Here is a 24,657-nt window from a genome sequence, read left to right as displayed (position 1 = left end):
GAAACATTCATAGTCCCAGCCCCCTTCAGAATAAATATCTATATTTACATATAACAGTAATTAATAAATTCCTTAAAAATTGGAGAAACCCTTCCTCACTGTGCCATAGTTAAATAGTCAAGATGGACAACATATAGCTAGTTAACATAAACACTCCTATAGGAACCAAACACAAAAAAGAACCCTTGCAGCAGTTGGGTCCAGCTAAATAAACATAGTTGTTCATATGTGTAAGTTTTTTATAAAAAATAAGTTCAACTAAAAAAATGAGATGTATAGATATAAAAAGTTTATGTTTTAATAAGGACTCGGCAAAATCCGTTAGGGGGAATATTGTTGATAAATACCGGTTATGTAGCTTAAATACCATTTCTATATTGTTTTTTGAAAAATCATCTATAATTGATATTGTTTTAATCTCATATTGAGATATATAATAAAAACAAGAACAAAAGAAAACGCTTTCTAAATTTAAATACATTGTTACTTCTCAAACTATAAGGAGGATTTAAAATGAGCCAAGTGGAAAGAAATTCTAAAGTGCAGAAATTAGTTGAGTATCAAAAATTCAATGAAGAAGAAGTTTCGAAGATGACAGATCCGCAGGTTGAATATTATCACTGGCTCTATTTTGATGATTCCGCTTATGATTATATGTAACTCAATTATAAAATAAGAAAAAAGCACAAAAACGTTTGGTACCAACGGGTTTGTGCTTTTTTCTTTTCTTTAATTATAAGATTACTCGTTTTTAATACCATTTCCTGTGACAACAAAGTGAGGGCTGTCTTCCTTCCGGTTGAAAAGTCTCCAGAACTCACTATATTCATCGTCTTCTGACGTATCCGGAAACACCTCTACTAAATAACCTTGAGATAAAAAGATCTTTAGCCCTCCTACTTCGTCCGAGTCAACTCTTTCTACAATCGTGTGTTCGTTTATATCTTCTATAATCGATTCAATTCGTTCTCTGATTTTTCCCTTCTCTTACTTCGCTGATTGTCTTTATAAATTCACGCTCGGTTACTCCTAGATAGGAGTCGGAGCGACGAACATAGACAATCCTGAGGTTTCTGTAAGGCTCAGGTATTGAAAAAAGTTGTACTAACCCTTCCCTCTCATATCTCTCCGCTAATGACCGGGCTATAAGTGTCACACCAAGACCAGAAACTACTGTCCCCATAATCGTTTCAAGTGTAGCAAATTCCATAATTTTTGGTGATACTATTTGTTCGTCTTTTAACCATTGCTGTAGTCTTTCTCTATATTGGCAGCCTTCATTAAATAAAATGAATGGTAGGTGCAGTAACTCTTTGGCAGACTGAATCTGCTTCTTACCTTTTTTATTTGCACTGCACACAAGTACAATTTCTTCATCAAAAGCCGGAATTTGATCCAGCGTTGATACATTTACTGGTTCTGCTACAAATGCCCCGTCTAACTGAAACTTAAGAACTTTCTCTATTAATTGTGTACTGACTCCTGATACTAGAGAAATATCTACATTTTTGTACTTATTATGATAGGAAGAAATGATTTCAGGAAACCCTACTACCGTTTCAACTAATCCAATACATAATGATCCAACAAGGTTACGCTCATCTTGAAAAGCTTTCTGTATTTCATCCATCAGCCTCATCATTTGTTCTCCATACGTTAAAAGTTTTCGACCTTCTACATTTAATGTCATTCCGCGTCTGTGACGATGAAACAATGGGTGTCCAATTTTTCGTTCAAGAGACCGAATACGTGCTGTTACATTTGGTTGAACATAACCTAGCTTATCAGCGGCAAGGCTTACACTGCCGTATTCTGCTACAGCCATAAATATGCGTATATCTTCTACTTCCATAAACATCCTCCTTTCCACTTACATTCATTTAGGTATTAATAATAGTGATATCTACAATCATTTATCATTATTTTACAAGATATCAACCTCTAGATAAAATAATGACATCCGAGTGCCACTGCAGCTATTTAGTAGCAATTACGTAAAGTTCTTAAAATGAGGTGACTGAAAGGAGGAAATCTGATTGTTTTATTTACTATTGTTTCTTGCCATCATCTTGGAGGTAATCGCAGTATTTTTTCTTAATCTTACAAATGGGTTCACAAACTTTGTTCCTACTGTTTTTGCCATATTATTTTATTGTTCTTCAATTGCTGCTTATATGCTACTTAACGCCAAAGGTGAAGTAGGAGTAGCAAGTGCTTTGTATGCAGGAGGAGCAACCGTACTTGTTGTTGTCACAGGTATTATCTTTTTTGATGAAACTATTTCCTTATCTAAAATTTTAGGAGTTTCTCTTATTATAATCGGTGCAGTTTCTCTTAACATTAAAGGGAGCTTTAAAGAAAGGAGCACAGCGTAATGGGATACGCATTTTTAACGATTGGCTTAGTTTTAGGCATTGCAGGGCAAATGTGTGTAAAACTATCTAAAGGCTTCAGACAAACTGTTCCTACGATAGGCGCATTTCTACTCTTCATTGCTTGTATTTATTTTATTTCTCTAACGACACACTATTTTGAAATGGGCGTCGTTTTTGCCATATGGGCAGGGCTGACAATTGTTAGTACAACGCTGTTAGGTATTTATATATTTAAGGAATCAAAAAACAAGAGAAAGATTATCTCGGTTACTCTTATTATTACAGGTGTTATTATACTGAAAGCTTTCTAATAAAAATAAGATAAATAAGGCCCTTACTTAACTTATAAGTAAGGGCACCAATGCAACTCGGTCCATCTCTTCTTCTAATTCATGTATTCGTTTTGATAATACACTTTTCAATTTCACAGCCTCTGCTAGAGAAATTTTAGACATAGATCAAAGCTCCTTTATTCATAAACTTAATTTTTACTATTTATTGTTGTAATATCTTCTTATAATAAGGGGGTGTTGTACCACTTCCGCCATACCCTGAGACACTGCTGCGATCCACTTTATAAGACATTACATAGCGTCCTTTTTGTTTACCTTTAGTCCATTTTTCTTCCAACGTCACTAGATACAACTCTTATATGTATCTTTAAAAACGTAAAAGTTGCTTTAGTTATTTTCATTTTACCGGTTATTTACTAGAAGTAATTCCTAAAAAATGAAGTGCATTTTTTACAGTAGCCATTGTCGGAGTAGAATCTAAATTAATACCTAGCTGTACAGCAGAGAGAGATAATTCTGGTCTTAATCCTGTTAAGATACATTGCACTCCAAGTAGTGACATAACGCTATTAATTTTAAAAAGATGCTCCGTTACAATTGAATTCAATGTATAAATACCGGAAAAATCTATAATTAAACAATTTATATTTTGCATCTGCACTTTTACTGGAACCGCCATTAAAAGTTGGTTTGCTCTTTCCTCATCTATGGATCCTACTAAGGGAAGTACAGCAATTCCCTCTAAAAGAGGAACAAGAGTTGTAGACAGTTCATTTATTTGCTTTATTATTTCTTTTTGTCTTATTTCACTCTCTTTTCTTACCGTAATATCTCTCACATAGGTTTGGATTACTTTTTTACCTCCCAGCAGCAAGGGATGACAATATAATTCAACATTAACAGTGGTCCCGTCCATTCTAAATATGTTTTCCTCTATGAGCTCTGCTGGGCGCTCGTAAGCCGATTGAATTCTTTTTCTTATCGCTGCCTTAGATGTTTCTTGAAATATATCTAAAGGACTTGCACCTATAATATCTTCCCTTTTCCCTCGAAAAAAATGTTCAGCTGCGTGGTTGACATATATAATCTTATGATTTGAATGAATAATAAGTGGATCTAATGCATATTCAATGACTTCCTGATAATCGATACCCGAAATGTTTTCATTCATAATTTTCACTCCTTAATAAGAAGGTTAGACTACTATTTCAAATTTATCAAGGGTTCAATGGCTTGTTTAGGAGCTTAAAAAACGCTAATAAACTGCTCTTTGAATATACAAATAAGAAATATTAAAAAATGGAAGGTTAAAAGATGATCTGTTTTTTACATAATAAAAATAAAAACAGCCCTTAGAAATGAATTCAAGGGCCCTCTCTACATTTATTTAAAAATTACTTTCTTACCGGATTAAACCGTCGTGTAAGGCTGTATCAGAAATTGTAGGACTAGGATGATCTAATTTCACTTCAAACTGCAATTCTTTTTGATGACAAAACACAGTAATTCTTCTTTTAGGTTATTTACAGAATTTTATCTTGTCCTCTTTTCCCCTTTACCCTATTCTCATTCGAATGAATCGTTTGATCTCTATTTCTTTTTCTTTTACTAAGAAAATAAATAATAAAACCTACTAAAACTAATAAAGTAATTAGAAGGATACTTGTAGGAAAGTATAACGTCCCTATGTGAATACCAAGAAATTGAATCATTATCCTTTCACCTCCATATGAGATTAGTAAATGATTCTTGTAAGATACTTTTCATTCAGTATCTTTCCGATTCATAAAACATTCATACAGAAGAACAAATATTATATATAAAGCAACATGCTAGCAAGGTTTACTAATTTTTCTCTATCACTTAGTTCTTTCAAAGGTTATTGTATAAGAAAACCATTACATATCTTTCTTTGCGATAATGATTATACGTTCCTGTTTCATTTCACCGACACATTTTTCAGCTTCTTCTCGCGTTAAACCTAATGAGGCCATTTTAGAATGAAGTTCATCTTCACGAGAAAATAACTTATTAACTGCAGATTCAAAAACTCCTTGATCAGAAACTCGATATGCTTTTGTATTTGTTGTAGCTGTTAAATATTCCGAGCGCTCTTTGTTATAGGTTAATAAATAAATTTCACTTTTACTAAACCCTTTTTTAAAGAAATCTTCAATGAATTTATTTGCCTGACCGCTATTTTCTGCTACTTTAATTTCTTTCACTATTTTCTCCTCCTCTACCCCTATAGAATATGTCCTTCTACTAATAGGTGTATCCTCCAGCAGCCAATTAAAACCAATTTATTCGGATATGGGATAAAAGACTATAAAATATTATCTGAATATTGTATAAAATAGGTTGAATTATCTATTTTCAAGAGAATAAAATATAGAATTCTTTTCCTCTTTAGACATATCGAAAAAGAACTTTTTATGTAACCTTAACTCGCTTATGTTCTTAGGTTATTTTCTTTCTAATCCATATAATTATAATTGTCAAAGTGTGAGGATTTATTTCTAGACCTTTTTAATATTGTAAAAGAGGGTAATATATTTTATAAAAAGGTGTGATTTTATTAATTTTTTACGTATTACGATCACGGCTGTTGTTCTCTCTTTCGTTGGTGTTATATTCAGGTAATTTACGGTCAAATAATTGGAGAAGAAAATTTTCAAATAGAAAGTCTTATCGGTCTTTTTATTGGTTTTTTTATTGGGATTTTCTTAATTTCCTATTTTACTGATTCTCATAAAAGGAACAAAAATAATAAATAAAATAACCAGGGTCGTTTGCGCACTAGTTTCAATTAAAAAGTGCGTTAACCCGGCTTGGATTAACGCACTTGATAGCTACGCATGAATCAGCAAAGTTCACTCTTTCTATAAAAGCTAAACATGCTTTTAAATGTTAAAAATGAGGCTTCGTTTTGATGAAAAAAGTCCGCATAATTGATAAATTTAGAAAGCGTATTTTCTATAAGATAACAAAAAACGATAATGTCTAATAGAAGTCTAATTTACAGTTGCTTATTACACTCGATTTCCTTTTAGGCCGATGATTTCTCTGATGACTTATTACCCGGTGCAAACCAACCTAATAGAGCGATACCAACTAGTACTCCATAGAAAATCAGGGTCCAAGTGGTGCTATGAGGAAAATGAGGATCTAAGACACCAATATCTTTATGCGCAAAAGTAATAACAGCAAGTTTCACACCAACCCATGCAACAATGGCATATGCTGTCGTTTCTAAGGCAGGTCGCTTTTCAAGGAGTTTTACAAACCAGGTCGCTGCAAACTTGATTAAGATAAGACCTGCGATCCCTCCAAGAACTACAACGGCAAACTGCCCTCCATCCATACCACCGATTTCTCCAAACTGTGAATCCGGAAGTCCAAGGGCTATAGCGACCGCAGCTAAAATAGAATCAATGGCAAAAGCAAGGTCAGCTAACGCAATTTTTCCCACTGTCGGCCAAAATCCCTTTCCAGCAGACTCCTTTTCATCATCATTATGAATATTCTCATTATGTTTCCCAAACCGTGCCTTAATGATATGCTTGAAACCTAAATAAAGAAGGTAAACTGCTCCTATGGCCTGTATCCACCAGACGTTGGCAATAAATGAAATGGCAAAAAGAGCTCCAAATCGAAAAATAAATGCCATGAGAATTCCGTAATTAATCGCTCTTTTTTTCTGGTCATCGGGTAAATGTTTGGCTATAACTGCTAGTACAAGAGCATTATCGGCTGACAATAACCCTTCTAACCCGATTAGAATCAATAATGCCCATACGTATTCGAGCCAAATAGATTCCATCCGCTTCTCCCCTTTCCGAAATGTAAGCTGTTATGCTAAAGGTTTTGTTTACAATAGAATAACCATATATACTAAAGGCAACCCTAAAAGCTAGGATTTTCATTATTTTAACACTAATCTCCTATAAAATATTTCTTTAAATACAAATAAAAACCAAATTATTAAATTTTTACATTTTTATCATCTAACTTTGCTTTTTTAGATTGTTAATAAACACTTTGAGCTAACGTCTCCATATAGAGGGACTAGTTAATATGTAATCGTTATTATTTGCGGCTTCCCTTACAAAGTAATTGTGATTAATTAAAAGAACTGCTAAAAAGTATTGATCAATCTACCACTTTATCCGCCTAGCATAACTGTAGACTTATTGCATGACGGTGAGGCTACAATTTACGCATCATGGAATGGTTCAACAGAAACAGTTGCTTGGCAGGTACTTGCAGGACCAACAGCTTTTAGATTAGCAGTAGTGGTATTTAGTACCCCTCGTACTGGATTTGAAACAGATATTCGTGCTCAGGCAGTTGGCCCCTATTTTCAAGTAAAAGCATTAGACTCCTGTGGGAACGTCATTGGTACATCACCGACTACTTACGTAAAAATAAGACGAAATAGACGAAAGTGAGTTTTAATAAGCTTGTATTCGATTTTTAAAATTGTTCTTATACTGAATTCCCCCACCTTAGCAAGCCTAAGATGGGGGGATTTTTAATTCTTGAAGAATATATTTAAAACATATTGTAGATTGTATTCATAATTATTACCAGAATCCCCTTTTTCAAATAATAAGCTTCTGATGAAAAAGGCAATAAAATTTAAAATTCAGCGTTCTTAAGTATTTTTTGAGGTTAGATAAGATAATTCACTAGGTAACCTTTGATTTATAGTTTCATAATAATTAAGTGGCCTTCCCCATAAAATCAATTTAAAAGAAAAGGTAGATATATTTGGCTTTGGTGATAGCTTGTCTCGAACCAACCCTAGTTATTGGCGTCAGCATAAACAGAATTGGGAGAATCTATTTTCAAGCGCGAAGATATCGATGAATGTGAACGTCAGTATTATAAATACCGGAATGCGGACAAATCCTTATGAGGTAAATTAGATGAGGAGCTGAAAAAGCATTGACTAAAATAAAAATCGATGGGTTTCAATTATTTTGTATGATGTTTATCTTTATATTAGGCAGTACGTTGCTTTTAGATATCGGAAAGGCTGCTAGGCAAGATGCATGGATAGTCCCCCTTTTGGCTACTTTTTTTGGATGTGTACTGTATTTAGTCTATATCTCCTTATATAAGAGATACCCTAATATGCCTTTGACTGGCTACCTCATTAAAATCTGGGGTAAATACGTAGGCAGTGCTATCAGCTTTTGCTATATTATCTATTTTGTTTATATTGCTTCTAGAGTACTAAGAGATTTTGAAGAATTACTGATTAGTTCTTCTTACTATGTTACATCGATTATTACGCTGGGCATATGCATGACCTTTGTTTTAATTTATAGTATTTACTTAGGAATAGAAGCATTCGCACGAGTTACATGCTTATGTTTTGTTGTTATTTTACTGACTCTTTTTATATTGAATGTTTTATATGTAGTAGGAGGCTATATCAAGGTGGAGAACCTTCAACCCGTATTAGCAAATGGATGGGGAAACATAGGGAAAGAATTAGTTCCTCTTGGCATTACTGTCCCTTTCGGGGAATTGATTACCTTTACTATGATTCTTCCTTATTTGAATAAAAAGAGTCAGGCTACAGCAATTGGGTTATCCGCCATTATAATAGGAGGAATTGTCTTAACGATTAATTCAATTATTCTTTTGTGTGTGCTCGGGCCAGAGACTGTTTTAAGATCCTCTTTTCCAGCTCTTACAGCTGTGAATTACATTAACATAGCTAGTTTTATTCAAAGGCTGGATACTTTTATTCTTATTTTAATGGTCATTTTAGGCTTTGTTAAAATAACCATCTATTTCTTTTGTGCCGTGATTGGCACGGCTGATTTGTTTCGAATGAAGCCTTCTGTTACAAACATTTATTTAATTGGCGGTGTTATTTTTTTCTCCTCACTGATGATTGCTCCTAGTTACCAAGCTCATATAAATGAAGGGCTCAAAGTTGTTCCTTATTTACTGCACCTCCCTTTTCATATAGCAATTCCCATGCTATTACTGATCACAGCATATATAAAGCAAAGAATAAAGCCTGCCCTTTCATAACAAGAGAGGCTATTGTTTATTTAAAAGATGAAAGATGCTAAAAAATAGGAACATCAAAATAAATCAAATGGTGAGAAAATAATCCTCCCCCCGAGCAGTTGTAAAATACTGTTTTATATTAGAAAGAGATTGAAGCATATAGTTTCCCTGAAAAACGTCGAGGAATACAATAAGAACATAAGCCCCCAGCAAAATACATAAGGATGGAACTATTTTAGCCATTATATCAGCCTCACCTTTTTCTTTTAAATTGCGGTAAATAATATAAAAATATACAAGGCGTCCATGAGATTTAATGATCTTTATTAAATGATCATTGTTCATATATACTCTTTCCATAATAATGGGATTCATTATAAAAGATGCAAAAAAGTGTAGGTCTTTAATTAGGTTTCTACTATCTATCCTCTCTGGAACTTTAGGAACACCAACCATTTTATTAATATTTCCGCTAACTGATTGTATAGGCGTTTTCCTAGAATTTAAACCATTTCTTATTCTTGCTTTAAGTCGGTCAGTCCCCATTGGAATTAGTTTAATTGTCTTGAAATATGTATTAAATATTGCCTATTAATTGATTTTCTGCAAAGTAATCTGTGATAGAAGATTTCGCAAAATAAGAATTTCCTCTAAATATTTTATCTTTTAAACACAAAAAAGAACCCTCTGCAAAAAGAGGATTCAACAGGGTAAGTAAGAAAAAGAAATATACATGCATGTTCCTGGGGGGTACTACGCTTGTATAATCAACCTATACCCTCTATTCACTAGTTGAAACAACTAAAAATATCCCATAAAAAAAATTTAATAATTAATCATCAACGTTTCTTTTCTTACAGTGGTTTTTGTTCATATCATTAATTACCATTATGATTTAATTAAATTAGCTTTATAGATTCTTGAACTACTGCCCCAAGGATGATAACCATCTCCTATATATGAAAAATCATACTTTTCGTAATACCCAACATGGTCGGTGCATAAATAAAGATTATCAAATCCAGCTTTTTTTGTATCTTCTTTCAGCTTTAAAAGAAGTTGCTCACCTAAGGATTTACCTCGATAACTTTCTTCAATATAAAGAGCACACACCCAGGGCCATAAATCCATGCGACTTATAAAATCGTTGGTGATAAGCCCTGCGCAGCCGATAATTCCTCCTTCATCTTCTAACAGGTACCAGACTGGAAGACAACTATTTGTTTTTAAGCTATGTGTAATACAGTCTTCATAAAGTTTCAAACTATCTTTACTCGCCCACTTACTCTGGATATATTCAATAGCTTTATCTTTGTACTCTACATGTTCTCTAATATTCACAATTCGCATAATAAATGTTCCCCTATCAAAAATGAGCCCTTTTATTTATATAAAAAGTTTTATAGACATTCTTCAAATAAAAAGATTCTTTGACGAAAACGCCTTTGTTACTGCTTCATTCGAAGATCCTTTTAACTGCTTGTTTCATACAAAAATCCTCTAAAAAAGTGGAAGACTACTACTATGTTAAATCACCAAAAGCCTCCATCTGAGTGAATAATTTGTCCGGTAATCCATTCCGATTCTTCACTTGCCAAAAAGATAACTAATTTCGCGGCATCCCGGGGCTCACCAAGTCGACCCATTGGGAACTTTGGCAGTAACTCTTCCTTTAACTCACTGTTCATCCAGCCAGTGTTAGTTGGCCCAGGATCTACAGCATTAACAGTAATTTTAAGAGGTGCTAATTCAATAGCAACTGATTTAGTAAATGTAGAAACAGCCCCTTTTGTTGCAACATAAGCCAAATTCCCAGGCTCAGGTGACTTATCTTGACCTGACACCATATTAATAATTCGCCCGCCATGCTTGCCTTCAATTTGACGCGCAAACTCAACAGTTAAAAGACATGTTCCTCTAACATTTACATTATAATGAGCGTCGAGAATATCAGCATCTATAGAACGAAAATCTACGTCCACAGAATGTGTTGCATTATTTACAAGAATTGATGGAGAACCCAGTTGGTTTTGAGCTGCATCAAGCAGTTTCCTGGATGCATCGGGTTGCGATAAATCTAATTCCATTGATTCACATCGCACCCCCAGACTGCGAATCTCTTCCATAAGATGCTTCGACCAATTAGAATCATCTTCATTAAAATAAGTCATCGAACGATCATACTTTGACCAATGAGTGAAAAAAACATCTGCGCCTTCTCTAGCTAATTCCCTGCATATTTCAGTACCAATACCTTTTGCCCGACTAGCACCAGTAACAATCGCAATTTTATTTATTAACCGCTTCATAAAGCATCTCCTCATGAGAACGCTGAATTCATATGCTCACCAATAGCACACGAATTCAGCAATCCTGTCTATGTATATTAATCTATCAAGTTGTAATGCATGAAAAAATGTAATTAAAGTTTAAAAGGTATTTTCTCCATATTAATCATTCATTCTTATTTCACCTCACAAAAGTATTTTTCCATACATGCATTCAACTTTCCTGCCTTATCAACATGTTACAGACAGCAATGGGAGCAATGTCCTCGTTAGATTGGTGGGATGAAGACTTCTGTCTTCGCCTCGCTGAACGGGAGAGATTTGTTATTCGTTACGACCATCGTGATTTAGGGCGGTCTACCACTTATCCACCCGGTACGTCTAACTATACAATAACGGATATGGCTGACGATGCAATTGGTGTTTTAGATGCTTACTCTATAGACAAAGCTCATATTGTTGGAATGTCTTTGGGCGGGATGATAGGACAAATCCTTGCACTTAGATATCCGGATCGCATAGACTCCCTTACTTTAATTGCATCAAGCGTATTTGGAACGGAGGCGGAAAAATTGCCCCCAATGGATCAGCGTATACTTGATTACCACACGAAGAGCACTTCCATAGACTGGTCAAATCAAGAGGCGACCGTTTCCTACCTTGCAGGTGGATGGAAAATTTTAAGTGGGACAAAACCTTATGAAGAGGAAAGAATGTATAAGCTAGCGGAAAGAGAAGCTGCCCGCGCCAACCAGCTGCCGAGTAGATTTAACCATGCTTTGCTTCAAGGAGGAGGCCAATATTATGACAGATCGAGTGAAATTACTATACCTACGCTGATTATTCATGGAACAGAAGATCCAGCACTCCCATACGAACATGGAATTGCTCTTGCAAAAGCTATTTCCCATGCTAAATTAATAGCTCTTGATGGTACAGGACATGAAGTCCATAGTGAGGACTGGGCACAAATTATCGAATCAATTGTAGGGATTAGCAAAACATGAGACATGAAGACTTCAAAGCTCTTTTTCAAGAAAGCTTTGGGGTCTTTTCATGTTTCAAAGTTCCTTCCTTCTACTTACAGTAGACAAAACGTCTCCTATAACAAAGGGTGTTTTGTACAAAAGTACCTACACCTTTTCAAAACATCACATTTACGATACACTGATATTCCGTATAATATCCACATAAGGGTATTTAAGTAATAAAATGGAGTTTTTTATAAAATATTTTAAGGTGCTTTTTTGTTTAATCTTATTAATCCTTGTAGGTATAACCGGCTGTTCTTCAAAAGAAGAAGTCACAAGCATTAACACTGTTGATGTAAAAGAGCTTAAAGACCACAGTGGAACTTATGTTGGAGATAATTCTAACGTAGTAGCTATCGTAAGAGCATTGCCTGGAGGAGAAACGTTTAAAGAAATTGATTTACATAATAAAACACCCAAAATAATGTATGGTACTAAAGAGGGCTCTTTATCAGAAGATGAAATGTTGAAGTATTGGTTTGACGGTAAGAATACATTAGAGGAAAATTTTCTTTACAATGCTATTTATTTAACAATATTAGTCCCTAATGCTGAAGGTTACAGCTTTAGAGTAGACAATCAAAAATTTTCAGCGTCTAGAGAAGAAATGGAACAGTTTATTTCCACAAACGTCCAAACTTTACCAAGTAGCAATGAATTATTTGATAAAGAAAAAACGCAACAATTTATAGATGATAATAAAGAAAAGATCAATAAAGCAGTTAAGTCTTCGGATACTCGAACACATTTTTTTAAGAGTGTTCCTATAGTAAAAGAATAAGAGGTTGAGACATAACGAAATGAATCCAATCTAAAGACAAACAATTAGTATACATGAGCTGAACCGCTTGTGACACCGCAGTTGATTTCCGTGCAAGACTTCGCTTTCCGCGGGCGGCCGCTGAGCCTCCTCGTCGCATACGCTCCTGCGGGGTCTCACCTGTTCCGCTTTTCCCGCAGGAGTCTTCGCCTTGCCCTCCAATCAACTGCTAGAAAGACCTACACACATGAAACTTACGTTTACTCTAACAAAAAAAACCAAACCATGAATCAAACACCTTGATCAATAGTTCGGTTTTTACTTCATCTAAAATAATTTTGTCCCAGCCTCTCTATTTGCCTTTGTGCCTAGCTTTCGCCTTTAGTTTCTTCATCAAATACTTTTGTTCCTTTAGTTCTTCATGGTATTGTTTAGCTTTCTTTTTTCTACTTTTTTTCTTTTCTTCGTACTCCTGCTTCATGGCTTCTTGAGCTTTAGTCGAAATACCAATTTTATTTATTTCTTTTGCTACTTGGCGTTGTAAGCGTTTTGGATTTAACTTTTTATTAGATTTTATTTTTACATCAAGACCTGAATGAACCGATTGATTGATAATATCTAGAAGTCTGTAATAAATAAAGTCTAATATCTCTGTATCTTTAGGTTCTGCTCCAAATACATAACGAAATGCTCTTAATTTACCGTCTTCTACAACTTCAATAATTCCTACCCAAAACTGACCATCATGGTAAATCGTTAGTGACATAACGATTCCCTCCTCTAAACATACTATGAAATGATGGACATCCCGAGGAGGGGAAGGTTACTGACATTAATACATATCAATGCATCCGGACTACCAACCGAATTGTGTTTTTACATCTCACATACAAATTTTAACATGAAAATATTTATTATAACTACCTTCTTTTATTTTTCACCAAAATTCATTACAAAAAATAAAAAGCTCGCCATAATAAATATTGGGATTACTGCAAAAGAGATTAAACTAAAATATTTCATCAACCCTTTTTCTTGTTTTCCAAAAGCTATTATTCCATATGAGAATCCTATCAAATAAACAGTAATACATACATACAAAATGTTGGGGCTATGTATGGGTGTAAGGTATTGTCCAACACCAACAACCATCCCAAGCAACGATAACCACAGTGAATATTGACTAAAACGTTTTTCAATTTGGTCCTCCGCAAACTAGATATATGTTTATATGGCACCATTTAACTAGCAGCTACCATAATGTACTTAATCACCAGTAGAAAAAAGCTTGGGTGAATCACTCCAAACTCTTTTTTCTATAAAGAAAGAATCCAATTCCCGCTCCCAGTATAGCTATAACTACACTAAAACGAATTAGGTGAATAATAAAATCAATAAGGTTTAAATAGGTTGTTTCTGTTACACCATCACCGACTGATTCAACTTCTTTATATGGAATCACAAAGAAACTTAATGATACTCCTAAAATAAGGCCATAGAAAAAACCTTTTTCTATAAATTTCAACAAGACACTCTCCTCCTTTCAAACATGCTCATTTAATGAGTTATAGCATTCCCTATAACTATTAAAAGGCGTTTATTTATCTTCCATAAAAATTATTTTATTATGAATTTTATTACATATAATCTATATATTAACATATTCATGGATTAAAAGAGAGACTAACTTATAGTCTCCCTTTCTATAAAAGTTTAATAACTTTTACCATGTTATTTACTTAACCAAACTTTCAAATTAAATAAAAGATCCAGAAAGTCACGAAGCAAGGAAGCTTTTCACAGCAGTTAAAAAAGCGGATAAGTTTCCTGCATGCACTTCATGCCCAGCCCCTTCTATCGTTACCAATTTGCAATTTGGAATGCGATTAGAAACTTCCTGCAATTTATCTTGAGGAATATGACTGGCTCCTCCTCCTATGATAAGAGTAGGCGCGATTATATCTGTAAGACTTGCCCACCATTTAGGATTCGGGTTGTTCAGTTGTTGAAGAATCGAAGGTACAACCTCCCAGTCAAACGGTAAAGAACCAGGAGGTTTGGAAGGAATTTCGAACTGCTCTCCTGTAAAAGGTGGAGGAGTATCTTCAACAATCAGCCGCTCCACCCTTTCTGGGAATGTTTCAGAAAAAAGATAGGACACCGTACCACCCATAGAATGACCAATTAACGTAAAGCGCTCCAAATTCATCGCATTTACAAATTGAAGTAAGTCATCACACATCAGTTCAAACGTATACATGCCAGTTCTCTCACTTCCACCGTGTCCTCGCTGATCTAAAGCTAAAAACCGATATTCCTTTCCTAATACATCTGCTACTTCGTCCCAAGACTCTGCACTCATTCCCAAAGCGTGAAGTGCAATAATGACGGGTGCCGAAGCTTCGCCCGCCTCTCGATATTGAAATGTTAAATCATTTAGTTCAATTTGATTTACTACCATTTTCAAATTAGATCAACTCCTAACTCAGATTTCACCAATTAAAATCTAGATTATTAAGGTTCATCTATATATTAGTGAAGTAATGAAAATTCCCTTCACCCCTTATCTTATTAAAAATAATGTGAGATTATTTTATATACCTTTTATAAGTCTTTAGTCAGTGTAATGCACCTAGAGATTCTTACTTTCAATCCCCTTATAATTTAACCCAAAGGTATTACAAGCTAATTGAATAAAAGATTGCAAAGGAAGAGACATGAATTTATCTTTATGCCAAAACATTTGTGTGTAAAGAGGCGTATCAACTTTAGTGCACACTAATTCTTTTAATATGCCTTTCTCAACCTCTGCTTTTACTACTACTTCGGGCAATATGGCAATACCTAAATCTAACATCACGCATTGCTTAATAGCTTCTACGCTTACAAATTCAAATTTAGTTGATGTACAAATACCCGCCTCACGAAACAAGTTTTCCAATACTACCCGATATGAACACCCCGACTCAGTATACAAAAGAGTCTCATTCTCAAGGTCTTCTAAGTAGATTTCCGCTTTATCAGCTAAAGGATGCTGAGGAGAAACTATAATTTTTAGGTTTTCCGCAACAAGACATTGCGTATGTAGATTTGCATCGTGATGCTGAATAGGCTCCATTGTAAAGGCAATATCAAGAGTTCCATCTAGTAGCTGCGCTCTTGTTTGTTCTTGAGAGTAAATGGGCTTAAAGATCATTTTAACCTTTGGAAATTGATCCTTGAACTCTTTTAATATTGGAGGCAATCTATACGTGCACTGGCTTTCAGAAGATCCAATGATAAGCGTACCCGCGGGCTCCTCCACTCCACTTACAGCGTTTTTTGCTTCTTTAGTCAATTGAATCATTTTATCGGCGTACCTTTTAAATTCTCGACCTGCCTCTGTTAGGACTAAGCGCTTCCCTAAACGTTCAAACAACGGCGTTTCAAGTTCATTTTCAAGAGCTTTTATTTGAGCGGTAACGCTTGATTGAGCAAAATTTAAAATTTTAGCCGTATAGGTGAAATTTAAGTTTTCTGCAGCTGTTTTAAATGTAATCAATTGTTTTATTTCGATTTCCCTCACCTCTTTATAATCGGATATTTCGATTGATTCAATCGCAATGTTCATCTGTTACGATTATTAATTTCATTATAAAATATGTTAAATCAAACCACAACATACTAAATATAAAGAGATAAGGGGAAATCATAATGACTATAAAAAAAGAAAATACAAAGGAATCCATCACTCTAACGCAAAAAGATACCAGTGAAAAAAACTTCAAATACTACTGGAATGAAATGATTCGAGCACTTATCGTAACCAAATAAGTAAGGCTAATCAATTTTATTTTTGGGAAAAGTAAATCCACATACAAGCGTATAAATATAAAAACAATAGCTCGCTAACGCTGACGATATACAGAATTAGCGAGCTATTAATCTATTTAAACTTATAATCATGTTTATTGGCTTGAATCTAACCTAAACTTTGCAATATCCTTGTCATCTTGGGAGATAATGAGTGTACCCTTTAACGCATTAGCTTGTAGCTTTTTTAGTTTTTCTTCAGTTGGCAAAAGAGATAATTCATTATTTTTTTGTTTTGCTCCTAAGGTATAACTAAGAGTAAATTTACTTGTTCCTTTAGATGGAATTTCTCCTATACTCATACCAATACCTAACTTATTGTTATCCATATTATAAATATTTGAACCAATTGCTTCCTTTACAGCTGATACTAACTCCTTATCTGGTTCTATGCGAATGTTTGTTTTAGCAGAATCAGAGAGAGCCATAATATTATTAGACGTATTTTCCATCGTAATTGACATTAGGCGATATACCAAGTTCAGTGACTTAGTGTAATGTATTCGAAAACGAACAATCCTAAAATTCTATTAAGCAAACTTTCTGGGTTCCTCCACATAAAAATCCACATAACCGCAGCTTGAACAAACATAAGGTATTAACTCACTGTAATTGTGATTGTTATTTAATACGCTGCTCGGTGTTTTATTTACACCTACTGTACCAGGTGATGATTGAATACAAGCTTTGATTAGAGTTGAATCACATTTAGAGCACTTTTTGCTTTGCATACATATCACCCCTCTATTCCATAACATCATTGCTATTTTCTATAGTACATGCTTACTAGCTTTAAAATTAACAATTAGCCATATAACTTGAATAATCAAAGGGAAAATAAATGCAATCAGCAACACTATAAATGCCAATAATTTTAGCTCCGGTGTTTGGGTAACAGCCGCCCCATCAACTTCTCTTGTCCAGACAGCAACTGTGCCTACAGCGAAAAGTATGATCCAAATTATATTAGCTATCCACCAGGAAATCCATCGCCTTTTCACATCATTACTCCTTTCAATTTAAACTGCATCTTTCTTTTTTAATTCCCAGATAAGAGCAATGGTAGAAATAGCTCCACCTACCGCAAAGAGGTAAGAAGAAAACGGTATTGTTTTATATACGAATAAACCTCTTACTCCATAGAAACACAGGATAATAGTGCTGATTAAACGAATCATAAGCCGAATATTTTTATTGATCTTTTTATCCCCCTTAGGATTTTCCCTGCACCTGATCCTTTATCATAAGTCCAAATATAGCGAAGAAGTTTAATACAACCAGCAATCCATAATAAAAGCCAATCCCTTCAAAAAACAAAGAGAGAATAGGAAATATCATAGATTCAAAGCCAAATAACATAATAATAAGACCAATTCCTTTAGCAAGCTGTTTTTCATCCTTAGGTGTAAATACCTTTCCATACCCAGCAATGAAATTAGTATTACCTTTTTTCCATACGCGTTTCCCAATATAAATAATGAAGCAGCTTACCAAACATATAAATAATACGTTCAACATCAGATATTACCCCTTCTTTACATACTCTAATTTTACATATATAGTATATTTTACCATAAATAATTTGCAAATATTATGTGTTAAAGGTGAACTCATAAAATATAACACTATAAAATATATACATACTAATTATGGATATCTTAATTAAACAAGAACTCACTGAAGAATATAATAAAACTGAAGAAGTTGTGAAAAGCGCTTTTTTAAATGAAGAATACAGCGATAAGAAAGAACATTTTGACGTGCCTGAAGAATTCTTTATGGCCTTAGAGTTAACAGAGGGATTATTAAAAAATATGCAAGGTGTTGTGCATTACTCAAAAGCTTTTTCAAAGTAAATACTAACTGATTAATTAGGTTTTACGTAAAGGCTGCCTAGAAAATAATTTTATAGTGTTTTCTGTGGACAGCCTCTTTTTTATTTACCTGATATTATTAAAGCGGTGGATTTTCTACACCTAAATGAACCCAATCTTCTTTTGGAGGCCCATAAACTCCAGCAGGTTTTAGTCCTGCTTGACGCATCAGAACTGTAATTTGACCTCGGTGATGAACAATATGCTTGATTAGTCCCATTAAAATTGCAGCATTTGATTGCTGTCTTCCAAACGCTTCTTGTGTATGCCCTAAAGATTCGTCTGTCCATTGCTGTTCGATAATTTTAGCAGCATGAGAACTTACATTTTTAAAGGTTATAGCGATTTCCTGTGCTGAAGATGGAACGCTTGCTGTACTTTCAATTCTGTCTATACTTAATCCGAATTCAGTTAGGTAATCTGGAATATTTGTTGTAAAATGCCAAGCAATTCTCCCTAACGTACGCCCTTCAGGATACACTTGTTGTTTCAACGAATCATCTGTCAAGCTATCTAAAACTTTTTGAGTTAGCATGGCTTCGCTGTTCCATTCTTTGATAAAATCTGAAAGGGTGTTATACATGTAAAAGACCTCCCAATATAAATCTAATCTAAATTAACACTTAAATAATATCATAGAAAAAACCAGTTGGCTTATTTACTAAAGAAAGGAGATTCTATGTTATTTAAAGCTACTGCTCAAAAAACTATTATTTTTTCTTTATTACTTTTAAATGCTTTATTAATTATTCAAGCAGTTCAATATAAAGCACTTGACTTTTTACTTCTTTTTGCTATCCTTTGTTCGTTTCTTTCCATGTTCCTGAGATATGAATTTCAGATAGACAAAGATACTTTAACCTATAGAACATATATATTATGGTTTAAAGTATATGCAAAAACAGTTAAACCACTGGACATTAAAAGAATTTTATTTAAACGGTTGAGTTGGAAAACAAAATTAGCAGTAGTACAAGTAGAAAAGGGGTGGAATATGCGAATAGCATTATTTAATCCACCAAACGTTTTTAAGGAGCTAGAAACATTTGCAAGTGAATATGATATAGATATTCAAAAAACATCAGATTATAAAATTCTAGAGAAAACGTCTTGAATGTCACTACGTTTAGAATACATTAACTTTACGTATATTTTATAAAAAGGCTGCATAATCAGCAGTTATTCATTTCTAATTAAGATGCTTTCGGACCTTTTTACTGCTACAAAGAATTAGTAAAGAGGTCCTTCTATTCTTGTAGAACCCTGCTGTAAGCATCTCTAAGTTTAAACAATTTTGCCCTACTTAAAAACAGTCTCCAAGACCATTATATTTAACATTATTTGGATATATAATTTGTGTATAGCGCTTTTTAAGAGGTGATGATTCTGTATATATCAAAAAAGGTTGGCATTTTAAGCTGGGTTGCTACTTGCTTGTATTTTTTAGTTGAACCTTTCTTTATTTTGACTCCAACTGCTCCATACAGTTTTTTATATCACGCAATGAGTGATCTGGGCGTAACGTCTTGTGGAAACTACACCTATTCAATTGCACCTCATGAAATTTGCTCTCCTCACCATTTCTGGATGAACGTATTGTTTATTATAAACGGATTAACACTTTCAGCTGGCATTATGTACATTTCACAACATTTGAAGAAAACAAAAAAAACCCAACTAGCAACAGTTTTTATTCTTATATTAGCTTTAGGTAATATTGTTTCAGGCTTTATACCAGCTGATATACATTTATTTTGGCATTCAATATTTGCTCAGCTTGGTATGATTACTGTTTTAGCTGGTCTTTGGATATATGCGTCGTTCTTAACCAGCGGCAAGTATTGGACCTATGGTTGCTTAGTCTCCTTACTAGTCATCCTTATACTCATTATGCTTGTATTTTTTGTTCCTATGCCTACCGGTCTGCTGCAAAGGTTATTCTATTTAGTAATCTTTATATGGGGCACCGTGCTTTCCTTTATCTTAAACAAGTAATCCATTGTCACTGTGTTTCATATGAGCTTACAAGATTATGTTAAACAAGTCGGAATTTTAAATAGCAAAAAGTCCATAGAGGCACCCCCTATGGACTTTTTATACGATTTTGTTAAATAAATTCTCTTAATAATTCTTTAGATTTTTTTCCGCTAAAACCAAAATAATTGCCAATAAGCTTGACGTATTCTGTGTAGGTTACTTTTCTATTTAAAGCAGTTTCCCACCATCTCTGTGGATTATAATAACGACTTCCACTAGAACAATAGGTTAATTGTATTTGGGTATCCCTAAATTCTTTATTAAAGTTTTTTTCTACCCTTTTCATATGATAGTTTGAAGAAACAACGATAGCGGATTGAAAGTGATAGTTCATCATTAGCTCTTTTGTAAATTTAGCATTTTCCATAGTACTTGTAGCGTGATTTTCTAATATAATTGAATCTTCTGGTATTCCAGAGTCTTTGGCTAGATGATAAAAATTATTCTCTTGACCATTCGAAAGGATCAAATGAGACGCATATCCTTTTTTATACAATTCAATTCCTTTCTCTAGTCGATCATTATCACCACTTAACACAATAATCACGTCAGATTTTACAGGCTTTTCGTTTACCACAAGCTCTTTCCCGGCAAACAGGAAAAAAATCGTCCCTAATCCCAGCATGAATATACTGATCTTTACTCTTCTACCTTTAATTTTTTGCATATAGACCCTCATTTAAAAAGTTCACTTCATATCGTATCATAAAGCTCAATATTCATAAAAATAAAAAGGTAATCTTCAAAAAAATTTTGCGCGCTGCAAGTGATCACAGCTTTTATATAAAAGTTAGAAGATAAAACTTTAACAAACATTCTTTCTAAATATTTTCATGAATCACCTTAAATTTCTATGAATTTAATATTTTTACTTATTTGTATTAATATTTATCTTTTCACTTATTTTTCATTTTTCTATGATAAAATCACGATGACACAAGAAGCAAACTAATAATTTATTTATTAACTTAAAAAGCTGACCATTATGGTCAGCTTTTTAAGTTAAAAGAGAATTAACTACATCATAGCTTTCTATATTGATTCAGCCAGTGCACTATAATCTTTAGTAAGATTCTAAGTTTTTTATTAGACAAATTTTTTCCCTTAATGTTAAACTGTTTCCCGAAGGAAAAATAAATTAGAATTCAACTATATAATTTGCTAGCGCGTATAGGCATTTAAGTCTCTTCTAAGTTAAAATTTTATTTTCAAAGGGTTTCTTATGCCTAAAAAGTTTCCTTCAGGCAAATTTATAGTATTCAATAAAAAAAATAAGCTGAAGTCAAAAAATAGCTTGTTCATTAAATTAGGACTATTAAACACTTTTAATTATACAGGCTATCCCTTGGTAGACCTTTTATATAAAAAATACAGGTAAAACAGATTGGAGGTTTGGGATAAATCATGAGAAGGAATCTATTTTATTGATGTTTTTTTAATTCTACATATATTAGAGAAACTTATGTTCAGTGATTGGAATAGAAATTTAATAAAGAAAAGGTGTTTTAAAGATGGAACGCAAGAAGTCAGAAAGCTTTAATTATGGTCTTGCTTTTACACTGTTGCTGTTTTTTATCATTAGCTGTATAGCTATTTATAACGCGCAAAAAACAGGACAGTATTCTACAAACTTTGTAATTAAACAAGTCGAGTGGTACGCAGTAGGTATTGGGATTATCTTCCTCACCATGAGGCCCGATGAGGAACAATGGGACCAATTCACATGGTTCTTTTATGGGCTAAATATTTTCATCCTTATTTTACTCATCGTTTCTCCTCAAAGTATTGCTCCTGTCAAAAATGGTGCAAAAAGCTGGTTCGTCCTTCCTGGTATTGGATCGATACAACCGTCGGAATTCACAAAAATCTCTTTAATCTTAGCATTTAGTAAAGTGATACGAAATCACAACGAAAAATTTCGTGTAAGAGATATAAGAAGCGATGTTTTACTCGTTGGAAAGCTAGGAGCTACGTTAGCTGTCCCTATTCTTCTTATTATGCAGCAGCCCGATTTAGGAACGGCGCTTGTGATGATCTTTTTATTCTTTGTCATGATATTCGTTTCAGGGGTAAGTTTTAAGCTCATTCTTCCTACCTTTACTTCTATTATAGGAATCGCTTCAGGTATTTTATATATGGTTTTGAACCACCCAAAAATATTAGAAAAATATTTGCACGTTCAATCCTATCAGTTTGACCGTATCTATGCGTGGTTTGATCCGGAGTCTTATGCAGGTAGCTTGTCTTACAACTATATGCAAGTGTTAAAAGCAATAGGTGCAGGATCCATTTCAGGAAGAGATACATCAAAGTTTTCAGTATATGTTCCTGAAAAACATTCAGACTTTATTTTTAGTGCAATTGGAGAAAGTTATGGCTTCGTAGGAACTAGCCTTATCCTTTTCTTATTTATGGTGCTTATTTACCAAATTATTGCCGTCGCATTTCATACGAAAGATCAATTCTCTACATACATTTGTACTGGCGTTATTTCAATTGTTTTCTTTCATGTCTTAGAAAATGTAGGCATGTGTATAGGACTTCTTCCGATAACGGGAATACCACTGCCGTTTATAAGCTACGGAGGAAGTGCGTTAATGAGTACGATGTTTTTGATGGGACTAGTATTAAATATAAGCTTTCGATCAAAGGCTTATATGTTTGATCAGGATGTGAGGTAATACAATGACTAGTAAAAAAATAGCTAAAGAGATAAATTCAGACCTAAAGATTCGTATGAAAGTATTGAAATATATGTGTATTTTTTTATTTTCTCTCTTGTATATAGCCGTTATTAGGTGGCTTTTTTAGGAGGAGTTTTTTATGTTCAAAAAAATTCTAAAGTGTTACGATTACAAATTTATTGCTGCGTTAGTTGTTTTAAGCCTAATCGGTTTAATTATGGTTTATAGTGCCAGCATGGTAACAGCAATTAGTCGTTATGGTGTATCTGGGGATTATTTTTATAAAAAACAAAAGCTTGCTCTTATAGCAGGCTTTATCCTTTTCACGTTAGCAGCTATCGTACCGTATAAAATTTATCGGGAAAAAGCAGTATTAAAAGTTTTATTAGGTGTCGCTGTTGCACTCCTTATTTTAGTTTTAGCTTTTGGACACACAGCAGGTAATGCACAAAGCTGGTTTAAAATTGGGCCTATTGCTATTCAGCCGTTAGAAATAACAAAATTAACGCTCATTATCTATTTAGCCGCTGTTTTTGCAAACAAACAAGAATATATCAATGCTTTAAAAAGGTCGATTCTTCCACCCATGCTGGTTGTGCTTTTTATTTGTTTTTTAATTATCTTGCAGCCTGACTATGGCGGAGCCTTGCTTATTTTAGGAACAGTCGTAGCTATTGTGTTATGTTCAGGGATTTCAAAGAAATCTATTTTAAAAATTAGTTTATTAGGCGTAATTGGAATACTTGTTATGTTAGCCGTTTTATTAGTAACCGGAAACATGGATCTTTTATTTTCTCCGGGGCGTTTAGCTCGTTTTACTGGCTTCTTACATCCTTTTGAAAATCAACAAGGCGATGGATATCAACTTGTTAATTCCTATGTGGCTATAGGAAATGGAGGAATATTAGGTATGGGGCTGGGCCAAGGCATTCAAAAAACGGGCTACTTGCCTGAATCACATACGGATTTTATTATGGCCATTATTGCAGAAGAGCTGGGATTTTGGGGTGTACTTCTTGTATTAGGGCTACTGTTTTTTATTATTTTTAAAGGATTAAAAACAGCTATTAAGTGTCGTGATCCTTTTGGAGCACTGTTAGCTATTGGTATTTCCGTTATGATTGCTGTTCAAGTATTTGTAAACCTTGGAGCTGTCACGGGTCTTCTTCCAATTACCGGGGTCACCCTCCCTTTTATAAGCTTTGGAGGTTCTTCGCTTACATTGTTAATGCTTGCTGCAGGAATACTTACCAATGTTTCGATGTTTAACACATACACTCAAACATATAAAAGCCAGTCAATGGAACAAGCTTATATAAGGAATGTTTAACGTTTGAATGGCTAAATGGTGTATGTTAGCTATTGTGATTGTTATTAACAAACTTCTACAGAAGACACATATCTCCAATTCTTTCAAGCAAGCTCACCCT

28 protein-coding genes and 2 pseudogenes are annotated in these 24,657 nt (G+C 34.0%); 13 read left to right on the top strand and 17 right to left on the bottom strand.

The window, feature by feature from the left end; all coding sequences use genetic code 11:
- The first annotated feature begins 513 nt into the window (after positions 1 to 513).
- Positions 514 to 660, top strand: coding sequence for a BH0509 family protein (locus ACN6NE_RS19275; protein WP_013056404.1), 147 nt, complete (start codon positions 514 to 516; stop codon positions 658 to 660).
- 298 nt (positions 661 to 958) lie between these two features.
- Here ACN6NE_RS19275 and ACN6NE_RS19270 read toward each other — a convergent pair whose 3' ends face one another.
- The gene (locus ACN6NE_RS19270; protein ID WP_129707560.1) at positions 959 to 1,852 is read right to left on the bottom strand and encodes a LysR family transcriptional regulator; all 894 of its coding nucleotides are present in this window, start codon (positions 1,850 to 1,852) and stop codon (positions 959 to 961) included.
- Between the two features lie 184 nt (positions 1,853 to 2,036).
- Between ACN6NE_RS19270 and ACN6NE_RS19265 the strand changes: the two genes are divergently transcribed.
- A complete protein-coding gene (locus ACN6NE_RS19265; protein WP_474326594.1) occupies positions 2,037 to 2,375 on the top strand; it encodes a DMT family transporter in 339 nt (112 codons plus the stop codon).
- Positions 2,375 to 2,686 (top strand): DMT family transporter, encoded by a 312-nt coding sequence (locus ACN6NE_RS19260; RefSeq protein ID WP_129707556.1) that lies wholly within the window; start codon positions 2,375 to 2,377, stop codon positions 2,684 to 2,686. The genes ACN6NE_RS19265 and ACN6NE_RS19260 overlap by 1 nt, the downstream gene beginning before the upstream one ends.
- Before the next feature lie 391 nt (positions 2,687 to 3,077).
- Here the strand turns inward: ACN6NE_RS19260 and ACN6NE_RS19255 are convergent, their stop codons facing one another.
- The 3 genes from ACN6NE_RS19255 to ACN6NE_RS19245 form a co-directional block, all read right to left on the bottom strand.
- The gene (locus ACN6NE_RS19255) at positions 3,078 to 3,839 is read right to left on the bottom strand and encodes a PAS domain S-box protein (protein WP_474326591.1); all 762 of its coding nucleotides are present in this window, start codon (positions 3,837 to 3,839) and stop codon (positions 3,078 to 3,080) included.
- Between the two features lie 727 nt (positions 3,840 to 4,566).
- Positions 4,567 to 4,893 carry a YflT domain-containing protein gene (locus ACN6NE_RS19250; protein ID WP_129707550.1) on the bottom strand — a complete coding sequence of 109 codons (327 nt, stop codon included), beginning with the start codon at positions 4,891 to 4,893 and terminating at the stop codon, positions 4,567 to 4,569.
- Between the two features lie 824 nt (positions 4,894 to 5,717).
- A complete protein-coding gene (locus ACN6NE_RS19245) occupies positions 5,718 to 6,491 on the bottom strand; it encodes a TerC family protein (protein ID WP_474326588.1) in 774 nt (257 codons plus the stop codon).
- A gap of 325 nt (positions 6,492 to 6,816) precedes the next feature.
- Between ACN6NE_RS19245 and ACN6NE_RS19240 the strand changes: the two genes are divergently transcribed.
- The 3 genes from ACN6NE_RS19240 (at position 6,817) to ACN6NE_RS19230 (ending at position 8,722) form a co-directional block, all read left to right on the top strand.
- Positions 6,817 to 7,119 carry a hypothetical protein gene (locus tag ACN6NE_RS19240; protein WP_240702635.1) on the top strand — a complete coding sequence of 101 codons (303 nt, stop codon included), beginning with the start codon at positions 6,817 to 6,819 and terminating at the stop codon, positions 7,117 to 7,119.
- Between the two features lie 294 nt (positions 7,120 to 7,413).
- Positions 7,414 to 7,599: a Ger(x)C family spore germination C-terminal domain-containing protein gene (locus tag ACN6NE_RS19235; protein WP_276319796.1), complete on the top strand. Its 186-nt coding sequence runs from the start codon at positions 7,414 to 7,416 to the stop codon at positions 7,597 to 7,599.
- 19 nt (positions 7,600 to 7,618) lie between these two features.
- On the top strand, positions 7,619 to 8,722 hold the full coding sequence (locus ACN6NE_RS19230) for a GerAB/ArcD/ProY family transporter (RefSeq protein ID WP_474326585.1): 1,104 nt from the start codon (positions 7,619 to 7,621) through the stop codon (positions 8,720 to 8,722).
- A gap of 63 nt (positions 8,723 to 8,785) precedes the next feature.
- On the opposite strand, the gene ACN6NE_RS19225 is transcribed toward ACN6NE_RS19230, so the two are convergent.
- The 3 genes from ACN6NE_RS19225 to ACN6NE_RS19215 form a co-directional block, all read right to left on the bottom strand.
- Positions 8,786 to 9,247: a hypothetical protein gene (locus ACN6NE_RS19225; protein WP_474326582.1), complete on the bottom strand. Its 462-nt coding sequence runs from the start codon at positions 9,245 to 9,247 to the stop codon at positions 8,786 to 8,788.
- Positions 9,248 to 9,589: 342 nt separating this feature from the next.
- Positions 9,590 to 10,051, bottom strand: a complete 462-nt coding sequence (locus ACN6NE_RS19220) for a GNAT family N-acetyltransferase (RefSeq protein ID WP_129707544.1) — start codon at positions 10,049 to 10,051, stop codon at positions 9,590 to 9,592.
- Positions 10,052 to 10,233: 182 nt separating this feature from the next.
- On the bottom strand, positions 10,234 to 11,010 hold the full coding sequence (locus tag ACN6NE_RS19215; RefSeq protein WP_474326579.1) for an SDR family oxidoreductase: 777 nt from the start codon (positions 11,008 to 11,010) through the stop codon (positions 10,234 to 10,236).
- A gap of 230 nt (positions 11,011 to 11,240) precedes the next feature.
- On the opposite strand from ACN6NE_RS19215, the pseudogene mle reads away from it, so the two are divergent.
- Both mle and ACN6NE_RS19205 read left to right on the top strand, forming a co-directional pair.
- Positions 11,241 to 11,996 (top strand): annotated as a pseudogene (gene mle, locus ACN6NE_RS19210) (alpha/beta fold macrolide esterase); the annotation flags it as partial.
- Positions 11,997 to 12,201: 205 nt separating this feature from the next.
- Positions 12,202 to 12,801, top strand: coding sequence for a DUF4825 domain-containing protein (locus ACN6NE_RS19205; RefSeq protein ID WP_240702632.1), 600 nt, complete (start codon positions 12,202 to 12,204; stop codon positions 12,799 to 12,801).
- Here ACN6NE_RS19205 and ACN6NE_RS19200 read toward each other — a convergent pair.
- From ACN6NE_RS19200 to ACN6NE_RS19165, 8 genes are all read right to left on the bottom strand, one after another.
- Positions 12,785 to 13,006 carry a hypothetical protein gene (locus ACN6NE_RS19200; protein ID WP_474326576.1) on the bottom strand — a complete coding sequence of 74 codons (222 nt, stop codon included), beginning with the start codon at positions 13,004 to 13,006 and terminating at the stop codon, positions 12,785 to 12,787. The genes ACN6NE_RS19205 and ACN6NE_RS19200 overlap by 17 nt on opposite strands.
- Positions 13,007 to 13,132: 126 nt before the next feature.
- On the bottom strand, positions 13,133 to 13,546 hold the full coding sequence (locus ACN6NE_RS19195) for a YjdF family protein (RefSeq protein ID WP_129707538.1): 414 nt from the start codon (positions 13,544 to 13,546) through the stop codon (positions 13,133 to 13,135).
- A 531-nt stretch (positions 13,547 to 14,077) separates the two neighbouring features.
- Positions 14,078 to 14,308, bottom strand: coding sequence for a hypothetical protein (locus ACN6NE_RS19190; protein WP_129707536.1), 231 nt, complete (start codon positions 14,306 to 14,308; stop codon positions 14,078 to 14,080).
- Positions 14,309 to 14,557: 249 nt separating this feature from the next.
- Entirely contained in the window at positions 14,558 to 15,247 is a 690-nt protein-coding gene (locus ACN6NE_RS19185; RefSeq protein ID WP_474326573.1) for an alpha/beta fold hydrolase, read from the bottom strand.
- A gap of 165 nt (positions 15,248 to 15,412) precedes the next feature.
- Entirely contained in the window at positions 15,413 to 16,336 is a 924-nt protein-coding gene (locus ACN6NE_RS19180; protein ID WP_474326671.1) for a LysR family transcriptional regulator, read from the bottom strand.
- A gap of 391 nt (positions 16,337 to 16,727) precedes the next feature.
- Positions 16,728 to 17,096 (bottom strand): hypothetical protein, encoded by a 369-nt coding sequence (locus tag ACN6NE_RS19175; RefSeq protein WP_240702631.1) that lies wholly within the window; start codon positions 17,094 to 17,096, stop codon positions 16,728 to 16,730.
- A gap of 306 nt (positions 17,097 to 17,402) precedes the next feature.
- Entirely contained in the window at positions 17,403 to 17,633 is a 231-nt protein-coding gene (locus ACN6NE_RS19170; protein ID WP_129707528.1) for a DUF3923 family protein, read from the bottom strand.
- Positions 17,634 to 17,844: 211 nt separating this feature from the next.
- Complete coding sequence (locus ACN6NE_RS19165; protein WP_129707526.1) at positions 17,845 to 18,150, bottom strand: hypothetical protein; 306 nt, start codon at positions 18,148 to 18,150, stop codon at positions 17,845 to 17,847.
- 131 nt (positions 18,151 to 18,281) lie between these two features.
- On the opposite strand from ACN6NE_RS19165, the pseudogene ACN6NE_RS19160 reads away from it, so the two are divergent.
- A pseudogene (locus ACN6NE_RS19160) lies at positions 18,282 to 18,386 on the top strand (GNAT family acetyltransferase); the annotation flags it as partial.
- 199 nt (positions 18,387 to 18,585) lie between these two features.
- On the opposite strand, the gene ACN6NE_RS19155 reads toward ACN6NE_RS19160, so the two are convergent.
- Positions 18,586 to 19,089, bottom strand: a complete 504-nt coding sequence (locus ACN6NE_RS19155) for a DinB family protein (RefSeq protein WP_474326570.1) — start codon at positions 19,087 to 19,089, stop codon at positions 18,586 to 18,588.
- 96 nt (positions 19,090 to 19,185) lie between these two features.
- Between ACN6NE_RS19155 and ACN6NE_RS19150 the strand changes: the two genes are divergently transcribed.
- Together ACN6NE_RS19150 and ACN6NE_RS19145 are read left to right on the top strand one after the other, a co-directional pair.
- Complete coding sequence (locus tag ACN6NE_RS19150) at positions 19,186 to 19,620, top strand: diguanylate cyclase (protein ID WP_474326567.1); 435 nt, start codon at positions 19,186 to 19,188, stop codon at positions 19,618 to 19,620.
- Between the two features lie 266 nt (positions 19,621 to 19,886).
- The gene (locus ACN6NE_RS19145) at positions 19,887 to 20,501 is read left to right on the top strand and encodes a DUF998 domain-containing protein (protein WP_129707520.1); all 615 of its coding nucleotides are present in this window, start codon (positions 19,887 to 19,889) and stop codon (positions 20,499 to 20,501) included.
- A gap of 112 nt (positions 20,502 to 20,613) precedes the next feature.
- On the opposite strand, the gene ACN6NE_RS19140 is transcribed toward ACN6NE_RS19145, so the two are convergent.
- Positions 20,614 to 21,210, bottom strand: a complete 597-nt coding sequence (locus ACN6NE_RS19140) for a YdcF family protein (protein ID WP_129707518.1) — start codon at positions 21,208 to 21,210, stop codon at positions 20,614 to 20,616.
- 844 nt (positions 21,211 to 22,054) lie between these two features.
- On the opposite strand from ACN6NE_RS19140, the gene ACN6NE_RS19135 reads away from it, so the two are divergent.
- Positions 22,055 to 23,224, top strand: coding sequence for an FtsW/RodA/SpoVE family cell cycle protein (locus ACN6NE_RS19135; protein ID WP_129707516.1), 1,170 nt, complete (start codon positions 22,055 to 22,057; stop codon positions 23,222 to 23,224).
- Between the two features lie 142 nt (positions 23,225 to 23,366).
- The gene (locus ACN6NE_RS19130; protein ID WP_129707514.1) at positions 23,367 to 24,557 is read left to right on the top strand and encodes an FtsW/RodA/SpoVE family cell cycle protein; all 1,191 of its coding nucleotides are present in this window, start codon (positions 23,367 to 23,369) and stop codon (positions 24,555 to 24,557) included.
- Positions 24,558 to 24,657 lie beyond the last annotated feature (100 nt).

This window comes from Priestia sp. 53B2, assembly GCF_056099005.1.
This window is presented reverse-complemented; position numbering and strand designations above follow the sequence as displayed.

What these genes read in the sequence shown, in the direction of transcription:
- ACN6NE_RS19155 (WP_474326570.1), bottom strand. Translation starts at nt 19,089, where the DNA reads ATGTATAACACCCTTTCAGATTTTATCAAAGAATGGAACAGCGAAGCC.
- ACN6NE_RS19145 (WP_129707520.1), top strand. Translation starts at nt 19,887, where the DNA reads ATGATTCTGTATATATCAAAAAAGGTTGGCATTTTAAGCTGGGTTGCT.
- ACN6NE_RS19135 (WP_129707516.1), top strand. Translation starts at nt 22,055, where the DNA reads ATGGAACGCAAGAAGTCAGAAAGCTTTAATTATGGTCTTGCTTTTACA.
- ACN6NE_RS19260 (WP_129707556.1), top strand. Translation starts at nt 2,375, where the DNA reads ATGGGATACGCATTTTTAACGATTGGCTTAGTTTTAGGCATTGCAGGG.
- ACN6NE_RS19175 (WP_240702631.1), bottom strand. Translation starts at nt 17,096, where the DNA reads ATGTCAATTACGATGGAAAATACGTCTAATAATATTATGGCTCTCTCT.
- ACN6NE_RS19215 (WP_474326579.1), bottom strand. Translation starts at nt 11,010, where the DNA reads ATGAAGCGGTTAATAAATAAAATTGCGATTGTTACTGGTGCTAGTCGG.
- ACN6NE_RS19130 (WP_129707514.1), top strand. Translation starts at nt 23,367, where the DNA reads ATGTTCAAAAAAATTCTAAAGTGTTACGATTACAAATTTATTGCTGCG.
- ACN6NE_RS19205 (WP_240702632.1), top strand. Translation starts at nt 12,202, where the DNA reads ATGGAGTTTTTTATAAAATATTTTAAGGTGCTTTTTTGTTTAATCTTA.
- ACN6NE_RS19150 (WP_474326567.1), top strand. Translation starts at nt 19,186, where the DNA reads ATGTTATTTAAAGCTACTGCTCAAAAAACTATTATTTTTTCTTTATTA.
- ACN6NE_RS19225 (WP_474326582.1), bottom strand. Translation starts at nt 9,247, where the DNA reads ATGGGGACTGACCGACTTAAAGCAAGAATAAGAAATGGTTTAAATTCT.
- ACN6NE_RS19270 (WP_129707560.1), bottom strand. Translation starts at nt 1,852, where the DNA reads ATGGAAGTAGAAGATATACGCATATTTATGGCTGTAGCAGAATACGGC.
- ACN6NE_RS19275 (WP_013056404.1), top strand. Translation starts at nt 514, where the DNA reads ATGAGCCAAGTGGAAAGAAATTCTAAAGTGCAGAAATTAGTTGAGTAT.
- ACN6NE_RS19165 (WP_129707526.1), bottom strand. Translation starts at nt 18,150, where the DNA reads ATGTTGAACGTATTATTTATATGTTTGGTAAGCTGCTTCATTATTTAT.
- ACN6NE_RS19220 (WP_129707544.1), bottom strand. Translation starts at nt 10,051, where the DNA reads ATGCGAATTGTGAATATTAGAGAACATGTAGAGTACAAAGATAAAGCT.
- ACN6NE_RS19255 (WP_474326591.1), bottom strand. Translation starts at nt 3,839, where the DNA reads ATGAATGAAAACATTTCGGGTATCGATTATCAGGAAGTCATTGAATAT.
- ACN6NE_RS19140 (WP_129707518.1), bottom strand. Translation starts at nt 21,210, where the DNA reads ATGCAAAAAATTAAAGGTAGAAGAGTAAAGATCAGTATATTCATGCTG.
- ACN6NE_RS19245 (WP_474326588.1), bottom strand. Translation starts at nt 6,491, where the DNA reads ATGGAATCTATTTGGCTCGAATACGTATGGGCATTATTGATTCTAATC.
- ACN6NE_RS19195 (WP_129707538.1), bottom strand. Translation starts at nt 13,546, where the DNA reads ATGTCACTAACGATTTACCATGATGGTCAGTTTTGGGTAGGAATTATT.